The 13,074-nt window shown below is 40.9% G+C and carries 9 protein-coding genes; 3 read left to right on the top strand and 6 right to left on the bottom strand.

The window, feature by feature from the left end:
- The first annotated feature begins 119 nt into the window (after positions 1-119).
- Genes JOD18_RS22110 through JOD18_RS22120 form a run of 3 tightly spaced genes read left to right on the top strand, consistent with a single transcriptional unit; the run spans position 120 to position 3,442 of the window.
- Entirely contained in the window at positions 120-1,052 is a 933-nt protein-coding gene (locus tag JOD18_RS22110; protein ID WP_204671445.1) for an ABC transporter ATP-binding protein, read from the top strand.
- A gap of 15 nt (positions 1,053-1,067) precedes the next feature.
- Positions 1,068-2,339, top strand: a complete 1,272-nt coding sequence (locus tag JOD18_RS22115) for an ABC transporter permease (protein WP_204671446.1) — start codon at positions 1,068-1,070, stop codon at positions 2,337-2,339.
- Positions 2,339-3,442, top strand: coding sequence for an ABC transporter permease (locus JOD18_RS22120; protein WP_204671447.1), 1,104 nt, complete (start codon positions 2,339-2,341; stop codon positions 3,440-3,442). The genes JOD18_RS22115 and JOD18_RS22120 overlap by 1 nt, the downstream gene beginning before the upstream one ends.
- Before the next feature lie 235 nt (positions 3,443-3,677).
- Here JOD18_RS22120 and ileS read toward each other — a convergent pair whose 3' ends face one another.
- From ileS to JOD18_RS22150, 6 genes are all read right to left on the bottom strand, one after another.
- Positions 3,678-6,752, bottom strand: coding sequence for an isoleucine--tRNA ligase (gene ileS / locus JOD18_RS22125; protein WP_204671453.1), 3,075 nt, complete (start codon positions 6,750-6,752; stop codon positions 3,678-3,680).
- 478 nt (positions 6,753-7,230) lie between these two features.
- On the bottom strand, positions 7,231-7,455 hold the full coding sequence (locus JOD18_RS22130) for a hypothetical protein (RefSeq protein WP_239588303.1): 225 nt from the start codon (positions 7,453-7,455) through the stop codon (positions 7,231-7,233).
- Positions 7,456-7,539: 84 nt separating this feature from the next.
- Positions 7,540-8,784, bottom strand: a complete 1,245-nt coding sequence (locus tag JOD18_RS22135; protein WP_204671448.1) for a CYP152 family fatty-acid peroxygenase CypC — start codon at positions 8,782-8,784, stop codon at positions 7,540-7,542.
- Between the two features lie 141 nt (positions 8,785-8,925).
- Positions 8,926-10,641, bottom strand: a complete 1,716-nt coding sequence (locus JOD18_RS22140) for an ABC transporter ATP-binding protein (protein ID WP_204671450.1) — start codon at positions 10,639-10,641, stop codon at positions 8,926-8,928.
- Between the two features lie 94 nt (positions 10,642-10,735).
- Positions 10,736-11,785 (bottom strand): NAD(P)/FAD-dependent oxidoreductase, encoded by a 1,050-nt coding sequence (locus tag JOD18_RS22145; RefSeq protein WP_204671451.1) that lies wholly within the window; start codon positions 11,783-11,785, stop codon positions 10,736-10,738.
- A 133-nt stretch (positions 11,786-11,918) separates the two neighbouring features.
- Entirely contained in the window at positions 11,919-12,956 is a 1,038-nt protein-coding gene (locus JOD18_RS22150; RefSeq protein WP_204671452.1) for an ABC transporter substrate-binding protein, read from the bottom strand.
- Positions 12,957-13,074: the final 118 nt, after the last annotated feature.

Here is a 13,074-nt window from a genome sequence, read left to right on the forward strand (position 1 = left end):
ACAAAAGAAAAATGACCAAAGTCACTCCTATTATGGGGTGAAATGACAAAAGACAGTAGCGGCACTGTCTTTTTTTATGTATATTCTAGCTAACCATACTATTTTGGGAGTGACAAATGATGATTGAAACAGTAAAACTAACAAAAAGTTTCAAAGGAAAAAATGTTGTGGATGAAATAAATTTTTATATTGATGAAGGGGAATCGGTTGGACTGCTTGGGCCAAACGGAGCGGGGAAATCAACTACGATCTCGGTCATTTCTTCCTTAATCAAACCATCAGCTGGTGATGTGAAATTATATGGAAAAAGTATCATCAAAAACCCAGCAGCCATCCGAAAAATACTTGGCATCGTTCCTCAGGAGATTGCTTTATATGAAGAGCTTTCCGCCTATGAAAATCTGAAATTTTTTGGTGAGATTTATAAGGTGAAACGTTCAGTCTTAGAAGAGCGTATTCAAGAAATCCTTGATATGGTTGGGTTAAGAGAGCGGCAAAAGGAATTGGTAAAAACTTTTTCCGGCGGGATGAAACGGCGAGTAAATATTGGAGCGGCGTTATTGCATCGACCTAAAATTATTATTTTGGATGAGCCGACAGTTGGTATTGACCCTCAATCACGTAATCATATTCTTGAAACCGTTCAGAAACTAAATAAAGAAAACGGCACAACGATTCTTTATACCAGTCATTATATGGAAGAAGTAGAACAGTTATGTAAACGCGTTTATATTATGGATCACGGAAAAATTGTTGCCTCTGGAAGCAAGACCGAATTGCTAAACATTCTTTCCAGCGAGGATACCATCAAGATTCATCTAAACGAGACTTCAGATGACATCTTGAAAAAAATACAGCAAATTGAATCTGTTCGTCATGTCGATGAAACAGATGATGGGATACGGATTATTTCCAAAAAGGGCAATAATATCTTAAGTTCCCTTATCCATACAGTGGAAAGTCAAGGGGCAGAAATAACCAATTACCAAATTGAAACGCCAAGTCTTGAGGATGTATTTCTTCACTTAACGGGTCGCACGTTAAGAGACTAAGAGGAGGATTGTAACATGTTTTCATTCTTAAAAAAGGACTTGTTGGTGCTTTGGCGCGACCGAAAAGAAGTATTAATCGCTCTCTTCGCCCCTATCTTACTGGTTGTTATCTTAAACTTCGCTTTTTCTGATATAGGGGTAGATGATCCAAAAAATATCGACCTCTCTGTTGCCATTGTGATGGAAGATGATGCAGAAGCAAGCATGCAGCAAATAGAAGCAACCATTCAATCAGCGCCATTATCAGATAATGAACAGCAGACTTTACTAGAGACAGCACATGCTATTGTGCCTAGTGATCTATTATTTGAACTGTTCCTAGACGATTCTGATCTGAGCCAATGGATAAGTGCAGAACGCTTAACAGCAAGTGCTGCAGCAGAGAAAATGGAAAATGGCGATTTAGATGCTATTGTCCATATTCCTGCCGGATTTAACTATGATGTATTAATGCAGCTATTGTTGGGTGAAGTCACAGATACACGTGTCAAATTACAGATAGAGGAACATTCGTTACAGACAGATATCCTTTACGATATTATGGACAATTACCTAAATGGATTAAACCTTCACCTTGCTTTGGATCACTTGGCAGAAGGGAATATTGAGGGTGCTATGCTGCCTACAGGCGGCCGGGAGTTGCTAAACGATGAGGTGGAACCCTATCCCTATACGTTTGCTCAATATTTTACGATGGCACTCAGTACCCTATTTGCCTTATTTATTGCTTCAACCATTGCCTCCAAAACAGCAACTGAAAAGAGACAGCGTGTGATAAACCGAATTATTATTACTAATACTCGTCCTGTTTCTTTTCTGTTTGGAAAAGTCACGGCAACCTTTTTCTTTACGTTGCTGCAATTATTATTTGTCTGTGTAATTGTTCATTTGGCGCTTGGGATTTTTGCTGGAAAATCAATAGAATTTTGGTTCATTACTGTACTGATTATCACCTTCTTCTCGCTAACAGTAGCAGGATTATCAGCCATGTTCACTTCGCTGATGCTGCGAATGAACAGCATTAACCTAGCAACAGGGATTTTCACGATGATTATTATGTTATTAGGCACTTTAGGCGGAAGTTTCTTTCCTATTGGGGAAATGTCGCCCTTTATGCAAAGTCTGGTGGAATGGACACCTAATGGAATTACCACATCATTGTTTATAGAAGCCCTGCAATATGGCACGGATGCTCCTTTGCTGGCAGCTTTTAGCAAGCAGTTCCTTTTGTTTATACTCTTTTTGCTTATTGGTATATTCCTATTTCCTGAAAGGAGGGAAGTGTAATGTTTGCTGTCTTCAAAACTCAAATACGAAAAGAACTCCGAAGCCCTTGGGCTTTGATTTTATTACTAGTTGGAAGTATTGTTTTAACACTTATTTTTGCCAATATAGATCAAGATACCTCCACCACCGTGCCAATCTTCAGTACCGAAGAAAAAAAAGAAGAGGTGCTTAATAAATGGGAACCTCTTCTAAACAAAAATAGCAATTTTAATTTTGTGGTGGAGGAAGATACAGCAGCACGCAAGCTTGTAGAAGAAGGAGAACATACCGCTGTGCTCCAGCTGTTTGAACATGACTACCGTTTGATTACCAATTCCAGCATGCCTGCTGTACAAATGTTAGAAGATTATGTTCATATGCTCTTTACTACTGAGGCACAATTACAAGCCGCAGCAGGAAACAACAATGTAGCAGCCCTGCGTGCAGAGGTCGAAAGTTATTTACAAGAAGCACCATTACAGATACAAACCGAAGCCTTGGACGGAGGCGAAGTTCCTGATTATAATATGGGCTTACAACTATTATTCGGCTTTACTTTATTTATGGCTATGTTCACCATTGGTTTTCAAGTAAATGCTGTATCAGCCGATCGAGCCAATGGGGTATGGGATCGGATGATCCTCTCACCAATAAGCAAAACAGCGATGTACACAGGACATCTATGCTATAGCTTTTTTATAGGGTTCTTGCAGGTTGGATTGGTATTCTTGATTTTCCGCTATATACTACACTATGATTTGGGCGGTCATTTAGGCATGATTTTGTTTGTTGCCGCTATTTTTTCTCTCAGTATGGTAAGTGTAGCCATGCTATTTACCGGATTTATTAAAACACCAGAGCAATTCCAAGTGATTTATTCGTCTGTCATCCCTATAATTCCGGTGATAAGCGGTGTCTATATGCCGCCTGGAACACTGTCTAATCCAATCCTGTTATTTATTGCAGATTTATTTCCATTACAACATGCAATGAACAGCCTGATGGATATTGCCTTATATGGGGCTGGATGGGATGACATTGCCTTACAGATTGCTTTCATGCTGCTTATCGGTGTGATTTGTATGGGAGTCGGGATCAATTTGATCGAGAGAAGAAATAATTAAAGATAATAAAGCGAGACTATCATTAGTAGAGGCACTCTTCAGCCTTCACAGATATATAGCGAAACTTATCGGGGTGTTAACGTCCGTTATCCCTCACTTAGACTTCTTTGACACCTCACAAAGCCATAAAGTGAGGACTTACGGACGGTTACACCGGGATAAAAAGAGGGAAAAATAGACTATTACTTCTATATAATATATGAAACCAAATCACGGCCACTGGGCTAAACAATACCTATACAGTAATATAAAGTCGTACTGCTTGATTCTCTACATGAAAGGTCTTACTGTCTGCCTTACTTTCAAAATGGATATCATGGATAATCAATGATTGTTGAATTAATTCTTCAAAACGGTGCAGGATGTCTGTCATCGCTTCATCTGTTTCCACAAAGAGATGGACACGCTGTTCGACAGGAAGATCTAGTTCTTTTCGATACGTTTGGACCGCACGAATAAATTCTCTGACTAGTCCTTCTTGCTTTAATGTTTCTGTTAACCGTATATCTAATAACGTCAGAAACTGGGCACCTTCTGTTAAAACAAATCCTTCTTTTGCATGTTTTTCAATCATAACATCCTCAAAGGTTAAAGTAATCTGTCTGCCATCCCCTAATGTTAGTGGAAGCTCTTGCTGATCGATAAATAGTTGTTTTTGTTCCTCTGTAAGGGATTCAACCAGCTGTTTTACTTCCCCAACCGCTTTTCCTAACTTGGGTCCTGCTGTTGAGAACTGCAGCTTGAAATCATAAGTTAGAAAAGACTGCAGCTCCTCCGTAAAGAGGACATCCTTCACATTTATCTCCTCTTTAATAATCGACGAATAGGAAGCGAGATCAACTGAGGCCTTCTCTTTTGGCACAACCACTAATTGAGCCAGTGGCTGCTTTGTTTTTTGTCCAGACGTATTTCTCGACGCACGAGCCAATTCAACAATTTCCAGCACAGCCGCCATATCCTGCTCCAGCTGTGGATCGATTTTCGTTATATCTGCTTGTGGATAATCAGTTAGGTGGACACTGTGACCGACTAATTCGCTATAGATCTCTTCCGTGATAAAAGGTGTATAAGGTGCCATTAATTGAGCTAACTTGGTCAATACCTCATATAAGGTATGAAAAGCAGCTCGTTTGTCCGCGGACATTCCACTGCTCCAAAAACGCTGCCGTGAACGGCGCACATACCAGTTACTAAGTTCGTCTACAAAAGGAGTAAGGGTTCTTGTGGCTTTAGTAATATCATAATGATCCAGACTGTCTGTCACGCCTTTCATTACAGTATGCAGCCGGGAAATAATCCAGCGGTCTAACTCTGTCAAAGTGCCGGCTAGATCGATTTTAGGGTCAAATTGATCAATCTTAGCATACATCATATAAAAGGAATAGACGTTTTCCATCGTATCGATTACCTTTGATTTAGCATATTGGACGGTCTTCTTAGAGAAACGTTTATTATGCCATGGCGAGCTGTCAGCCAGTAATGCCCATCTGAGAGAGTCGGCTCCAAATTCATCAATTAGTTCGACAGGGTGTAATGCATTGCCCTTGCTTTTGGACATCTTTTGTCCATTCTCATCTAAAATATGTCCTAAAGACAGCACTCGTTTGTACGGCGCCTTACCAGTAAATAGCGTAGAGACCGCTAATAGGCTATAAAACCATCCCCTCGTTTGATCCAACCCTTCAATAACTACATCAGCTGGAAATTGCTTAGCAAAGACCGCCTTGTTTTCAAAAGGATAATGATACTGAGCAAACGGCATGGAACCACTGTCAAACCAAACATCAATCACTTCACTGGTTCGTGTCATTTGCCCGCCGCAATCACATGATAATTGAATTGGATCTACAAAAGGCTTATGCAGTTCGATATCTTCTGGCACATCGCCTATTGCCATCTCTCGCAATTCCTTAATCGACCCTGGTGCTTGCTCCTTGCCGCACGTATCACAAATCCAGACATTCAACGGTGTTCCCCAATAGCGGTTCCTGCCGATATTCCAATCCACCATCTGTTCTAAGAAATTCCCAAATCGGCCGTCTTTGATATGATCTGGAAACCATTCAACCATTTGGTTATTGGCTTGCATCTTTTCTTTCACGGCAGTGGTTTTGATAAACCACCCTGCCATCGCGTAATAAAGCAACGGACTGTCACAGCGCCAGCAATGTGGGTAACTGTGTTCATATTTTGCTTTATCAAACAACAAGCCGCTCTTAGCAAGCATCTTAATAATCTCAACATCACAGTCTTTAACAAATCGGCCAGCAAGCGGGGTGACTTCGGCTTGGTAACGTCCTTTCGCATCTACTACATTGATATAATCCAAACCATTGTCCTGGACAGCCTGATAATCATCTTCCCCATGGGCAGGTGCAATATGAACGATTCCTGTACCGCTTGTGTCCGTCACAAAACCAGCACCAATTACTTGATGACCATTTGTCAATGAGTGGTATGGAAAAGGCGGGACGTAAGTTAACCCAATCAAATCCTTCCCCTTGACTGCCTCTAATACCTGATAGTCCTGATTCATGACCGTTTCCGCTAATGATTCGGCAACAATATATACTTCCCCATCCTGCTGGACACGCAAATAATTCATATCAGGATGGACTGCGACAGCTACATTTCCCGGCAGCGTCCATGGAGTTGTCGTCCAGCCCAACAGAAATTCGTTCGGATGTTCCCGCAAACGGAATTTGGCTGTCACAGACAAATCGGTAACATCTTTATACCCTTGCGCCACTTCATGCGAACTTAGTGAAGTCTCACAGTGAGGGCAATATGGCACCACACGATGACCTTTATAGAGATAGCCTTTCTGATGAATCGTTGACAAGATATGCCATACTGATTCGATATAATTATTATCTAATGTTACATAAGGATCTTCCATATCCACCCAATAGCCAAGCGCCTCTGTAAATTGTTTCCATTCACTTTCATAAGCAAACACACTTTCTTTACACTTCTGGATAAAATCTTCGACACCATACTGTTCAATTTGATCTTTGCCATTAATTTGGAGCTGTTTTTCCACCTCTAATTCCACTGGCAGGCCGTGTGTATCCCAGCCCGCCTTTCTCTGGACTTGATAGCCGGACATTGTTTTATACCGAGCCACAAAATCCTTGATCGTCCGGCCCAAAGCATGACCGGCATGTGGCAGGCCATTGGCGGTTGGAGGCCCTTCATAGAAAACATATGTCTCTTTACCTTCTCGGTTAGTGATGGAACGCTCAAATGTCTGCTCTTGCTTCCACTTCCGGCGGATATTCCGTTCTTTGTCTACACGCCTCTCTTTCATCCTTATCACCTCATCATTAATATTTCTTTCCAGCATCAAAAAAATCGACCCCAGCTACGCAGAGTCGATTACACCTATATCCATTATAGATCATCTTTATAAACAAAATAAAAAACCATCAGTAGTGGTTTTTCTTTCATTACACTACGTACCATCATACGCGTCCTGGATATCGGTAGAATGCCGTCAAAGTTTAATCTGTGATTTCAACTTTGCTTCTCGGAGAGGATTTTCATCATGGTCTTAACGTTGACTTTCAGCTCAAGGTCAACTCTCTGTGGATAAGATACACATCACTACTCGTTCTCGTCATCGAATTCATTATGAAATTATCACTTATCATAACGGACTATTTTGAAAAAGTCAATCACTTTTCCGGCCCAATTCGCCAATAATTGATAAAGCAAGACTGCCAGCAGTGGGAATCTCCTTCATTCCCACTGTGACTTGGCAAGGCTTATCGGAATAGTAATGTCCGTTATTTCCCCTTATATTTGCGCTCAGACTGGGAAGTATTCTGGCTGCTTTGCTTATCTTTCTGATTCTGTTCTTCGATCTTCAAATCTTCTAAAGGAACTTCATCCACAAATTGCTGCTCCTTAAACCGATCTAATGCATGGAGCTCCTCTTCTGTAGCAATCCTTTTCCGACGGGCTACCTTCTCTTTCTTACGAATATCTTCACGCTTCTCTTTTTCATTCATTTCTTATTCCTCCCCCTGTTTATAATGCATGTTCTAAAAGTTCAGTAAGAAGGGTCATCATCGATTAAGTTATGCTCTTTATAATCATTTAAACTTTACATCACTAATGATTACATTACTCTTTGGCAGTGCAGGAATATCATTCATTTCATATGCCAAATTTTGCTCTGGGAACGCAAAAGACAAATGATGGACGAAAAAGTCCAGTGTCACTTTTAGTACTTCAATGGTTAGCCATTCCCCTGCACAGCGGTGGCCAATATTGAATTCCCCACCCCCTTGCGGAATAAAGTCAAACGGTGAGCCTTTCCATGATTGAAATCGCTCAGGCTGGAATGTTTTGGGGTTGCTCCAAACAGCTGGATCATGATTGGTACCATATAAGTCGAGTAAGGTTAAAGTTCCTTCTTCAAAGGTATAACCTTTCCAATCAAAATTGGTCTTTACGCGTGCTGGAGCAACTGGGAAGAACGGATAAAATCTTCTTACTTCTTGAATAAAATATTCCATCGCCTCCTCTGATTCCAATTTACCAACCTCTTCTGGATAGTCGTGTATTGCAAGGACAACAAAATCAATATACACGGCAATCGCAACAATCGGCCGTAATAGATTCAACAATTCTACGGCAGCAATCTGGGCGTCCAATAATTCGTCATCCAATTCGCGGTGCCAAACAATATGGTAAAGAGCACTATCCTGTCTGACCATGATATCTTCTCTACGCACAGCTTCTACTAACTCTTTCAACTGATTCTCTGCCTTAGATCTTGACCTTCTCGCCTGCCAATGCTTCAATCCAACCGCTCCGGCATCTTCAAACATATCACTTAAGTAATCCGCCCATTTTTCTATCTGATCGTCTTGATAAGGAACTCCTGTCCACCTTAATGCCACCTTCGTCAGCACCCTTTTTGCGGCTTGGTACACATTTATCTTTTCTCGTGATTGTTGCTCTATTTCTTGTTTCCATTCTTCCTGCACCAATACGCCCACTTGCGTTAACCCTTCTTGTGTCATAAGTGACATAAACATCGCCTTGCGATGATGATGTGCGGCACCATCCAGCCCTTGTACACCATCCACTCCCAAAAGCGTTTTTTGAATTCTGACTGGAGAAGCCTGTTTGCGCACAAATTTTGTATTATCGTAAAAGAGTTCTGCCTCTTCCTTTCCTACCATGCAGATCGTCTTCTCCCCCAGCAAGTGTGTCTCGAAGACACGAGAATGGAATTTATCTGAACGATTCATGATAAAATGATACCCTTCGTGCAGCAATTTCAACGTATGGTCCAAGCCTTTATCCTGTGGCATATTGGTTTCTCCCATTATTTTTTCCTCCAATACATTCCATTGAGTTATTCATGGTGATGAACAGTCTAATCCAAGCATTTACTATCTATCGTTCCCCGTTTACTGTCAATTAAAACAAAAAAGACTGAATCCTCAACGAAATCAGCCTTGCTATATTTAGCCAAATTGAGCTTGATGCAAGCGACTATACACCCCTGCTTGTTGTAACAACTCCTGATGGTTTCCTTGTTCCGCGATCCCATCTTTTGTTAAGACGATAATACGATCGGCATTTTTGATGGTGGCCAGTCGATGTGCAATAACCAGTGTTGTCCGCCCTTTGGAAAGTTCAGCTAATGACTGCTGGATCGCTAACTCCGTCTCTGTATCTAGCGCAGAAGTAGCTTCATCCAAGATTAAAATAGGCGGATTCTTCAAAAACATCCTTGCAATAGATAACCGCTGTTTTTGACCACCTGAAAGCTTAACGCCCCGTTCTCCAATCACCGTTTCTAATCCATCAGGCTGGGTATGAATAAAGGCTGCTAATTGAGCTTTCTCAGCGGCTTCCCATATCTCTTCGTCTGTGGCATCAAGCTTGCCATAGGCAATATTCTCCCGAATTGTACCAGAAAATAAGAAGACATCCTGCTGCACGATACCAATCTGGTTGCGCAATGAACGCAGCGTGAAGTCTTTAATATTATGACCATCAACTGAAATCGCTCCTTCCTTAACTTCATAGAAACGAGGAAGCAGACTGCATAAGGTAGTTTTACCAGCTCCCGAAGGTCCAACAAAGGCCACGGTCTCACCTGGCCTAATATGTAATGTTAAATCATTCAAAATATTCTCTGTCGGGCTGTAGCCGAAGGAAACATTCTGATAGGCGACCTCTCCTTGTACGGTCCTATCCTTTGCACTAGGGCAGTCAACGATATCTGGATTCATATCCAAAACCTCGGTATAACGCCTAAATCCGGCAATTCCTTTTGGATAACTTTCAATAATGGCATTGATCTTTTGAATAGGACCTAATAAAATATTGGACAGCAATAGAAAAGCAACAAATTCCCCGTATGTCAATGAGCCATTAATAACAAACCATGTACCAAACAATAGGGTAAACAACGTCACGACACGCATTAGAAAATAATTGGACATCACATTCTTCGCCATAATTTTGTAAGACTCCAGCTTCGTTTGGCGATATTTTTCATTGTTCTCTGCAAACTTCTCTTGTTCATATTTTTCATTGGCAAATGCTTGCACTACTCGGATTCCGCCAATACTGTCTTCGACCCGCGAATTAATATCAGCAATATCACTGAACATCAACCGAAATGTACGTGTCATTAGTTTATTAAAATGAATAGCGAAAATCATCAGTAATGGGATCACAATAAAAGAGATCACGGCCAATTTCCAGTTGATGCCTAGCATAATAAAGAAGGCACCTAACAATGTCATAATAGCCACAAAGGCATCCTCAGGGCCATGGTGAGCCATTTCTCCAATCTCTTCTAAATCTTTGGTCAGTCTGGAAATAGAATGACCTGTTTTATTATTATCATAATGACCAAATGACAGCTTCTGCATATGGGTGAACAGTTTTTGACGCATATCTGTCTCTATATTTATACCCAGCCTATGTCCCCAATAAGTAACCACATATTGCAACAAGGTGTTCAAACCATAGATCACAAGCAGCGTAATACACGCCCAAATAATAAGAGACCACTCTCCTTGCGGCAAAAGACGATCAATCACTTGATTAACGGCAAGTGGAAAGGCTAATTCTAAGATACCTACCAAGATTGCACAGCAAAAATCCAAGATAAACAACCATTTATAGGGCTTATAATAAGCAAAGAAACGTTTGATCTGTTTCATATAGACCTCCAAACTTTGAGTAGATAGTAATAAAACTAGAATTACCGCCCGACTATTACCCACGGACGATAACATCTAGTTTTTGATGATAGGGTTAACTCATTAATTGTGCAACGAGTTTTTTGTTCCGTTTTTTGAAAATATCATTATGAGAAGATACCATGCCTGATTCTGTTGCGGTGGGTTCAATAAATTGTTTTGCCCTATTTACCGCATTAACGGCATCTTGGAAGGCACCTGCAATTAAGTGAACCTTACCATCATACTTGATCACATCTCCTGCTCCATATATGCCTGGTACCGATGTTTCACTATATGGACTGCTAGCAATAAAATATTCATTGGCCATTTCAATGTTTAAATCACTTTCTTCCAAAAGCTTCTTCTCGCGGACAAAACCATGATTAACGACTAATTCATCCATTTCAATTTTTGATACCTGATTTGTTAACTTATTCGTCACTTCCACTTCTTGAATCCTTTCCCGCGTATCATTGGCAATTAATCGCTTAATATCGGTATCAAACAAGCATTCCACCGAGCTGTTCATCAGCTGAGTAACTTGTGCCTCGTGGGCATTTAGCTCATTTTTGCGGTAAACCAGATACACCTTCTTGGCGATCGACTCCAATTCATTCGCCCAATCTACAGCGGTATGTCCTCCACCTGAAATAAGAACAGTTTTATCTTTAAATCGTTTCAGAGATTTAATCGTATAGCTAAGATTAGATATCTCATATTTCTCTGCCCCATCTACCTCCAATTTCTGTGGATTTAAGATCCCTCCGCCAATGGCAATAATCACGGTTTTAGACCAATGTTTTGCTCCAGAAGCTGTATGCAAAGTGAAGATTCCCTGCTTATCTTGAGCTATCGAGGTAACCTTCTCATTGCAAACCATAGTTGGATCAAAGGTTTCAGCCTGCTCCACCATCTGCTCTATCAATTGCTCTCCTGATACAGGAGTCAACGCTCCGATATCCCAAATCATTTTCTCTGGATACACATGAACTTTACCACCTAAACGGTCTTGATACTCAATTACCTTTGTCTTCATTTCACGCAATCCACTATAAAAAGCAGAGAACAGACCTGCTGGCCCCGCTCCAATAATCGTTACATCATAAAGCTCTTCCTGTCTCATTTGAAAACTCCTTTTTTCAGCAAGGGGTACCTGCCGCAGTTTAGTATGGCCGACCAGAGTGTCTAGCGTCCGTCATAAGAGAGGGGGTATACAGACGCCTAACACCTAGGCCTGCCTCTATCAATAATGAGGATTATTCGAATAGTTGTGGGTACATATCTTTTGCTAGAATTTCCATGCCATCTAAGGCATTGTAGCTATAGCCAAACATGTAGTTATAGTCCACGATATAGATTTGTTTATCTTGGATAGCTTTCATACTAGATAATTTAGGGTTTTTATAGATTTCTTCCCTGACTTTCTCTGCATTCTCCGGATCATTATCAACCCATGTTGGTAGGATGAGCACGTCTGGATCTGCCTCAATTAACATTTCGATACTGATCTCACCTGTTTCATCTTTGAAAACATTGTCTAACTTGACTTTACTAAAAACATCATTAAAAAAGCTCTCTCCACTTCCTCCATACACTGATATCTCTGATGCATCCGTCGTATGCAAATAGGCAAATGTCCTGTTTCCCTCAATAGTAGATAGGTTCTCAATAATGGATTCTTCTTGTTCTTTTAATTGTGCTGCAAATTCCTCAGCCTTGTCTTGCACATCAAAAATAGCTCCTATATTCTCAATATCCTCATAAATAGAATCGTAAGTCGCTCCTGTCACAGAAGACGCCAATACATAGGTGTTTATTCCCATTTCATTCAAGGAATCGACTGTTCCTACTCCCCATTCTTCATTCTCAAACAAGCCGCCTCGTCCAAAAACTAAATCGGGATCTGTTCCTAAAGTTACTTCTTTACTGACATAACCATCACTTAATATATCTAAGTCGTTATATTCTTCTTCTACTATCGGGTCCGGCGCACCAAAGCTGGCACCAACTCCTGTAATATGATCTTTTAAACCGAGACGCAGCAATAATTCGGCTGCAGGCCTGGTATTTGCCATTACTCGTTCAGGAGTTTTCTCAAATATTTGATCTTTCGCTTCCCAAGAAGCACCGCCTTCTGATTTTGTATAATTGGCAATGGTTACAGGGTATGTTTCCTCTGTTTCTGTTGTTTCGTCCTTTTCTTCAGATGATGTACTCTCCTGCGCTTGATCACCACAAGCTGCCAGCGCTGCAGCAAAAGTAAATACGACCATTAAAAGCAGATATTTTTTCATTTTCGTTCCTCCGATTATATTTGATAGACTCTCGGCATTCGCCGATTCAGACGGTTCAAGGTTTTCTTGAACCGTTATTTATTGTTCCCTCCTACTTTTCGTAGGGGGGATTTATTAT

It is taken from the genome of Gracilibacillus alcaliphilus (genome assembly GCF_016909015.1).
In the GTDB taxonomy this organism is placed as follows: domain Bacteria; phylum Bacillota; class Bacilli; order Bacillales; family Amphibacillaceae; genus Gracilibacillus; species Gracilibacillus alcaliphilus.

Coding starts and splice junctions, on each gene's coding strand:
- JOD18_RS22135 (WP_204671448.1), bottom strand. CDS start 8,784: ATGGGAGAAACCAATATGCCACAGGATAAAGGCTTGGACCATACGTTG.
- JOD18_RS22145 (WP_204671451.1), bottom strand. CDS start 11,785: ATGAGACAGGAAGAGCTTTATGATGTAACGATTATTGGAGCGGGGCCA.
- JOD18_RS22130 (WP_239588303.1), bottom strand. CDS start 7,455: ATGAATGAAAAAGAGAAGCGTGAAGATATTCGTAAGAAAGAGAAGGTA.
- JOD18_RS22140 (WP_204671450.1), bottom strand. CDS start 10,641: ATGAAACAGATCAAACGTTTCTTTGCTTATTATAAGCCCTATAAATGG.
- JOD18_RS22115 (WP_204671446.1), top strand. CDS start 1,068: ATGTTTTCATTCTTAAAAAAGGACTTGTTGGTGCTTTGGCGCGACCGA.
- ileS (WP_204671453.1), bottom strand. CDS start 6,752: ATGAAAGAGAGGCGTGTAGACAAAGAACGGAATATCCGCCGGAAGTGG.
- JOD18_RS22110 (WP_204671445.1), top strand. CDS start 120: ATGATTGAAACAGTAAAACTAACAAAAAGTTTCAAAGGAAAAAATGTT.
- JOD18_RS22150 (WP_204671452.1), bottom strand. CDS start 12,956: ATGAAAAAATATCTGCTTTTAATGGTCGTATTTACTTTTGCTGCAGCG.
- JOD18_RS22120 (WP_204671447.1), top strand. CDS start 2,339: ATGTTTGCTGTCTTCAAAACTCAAATACGAAAAGAACTCCGAAGCCCT.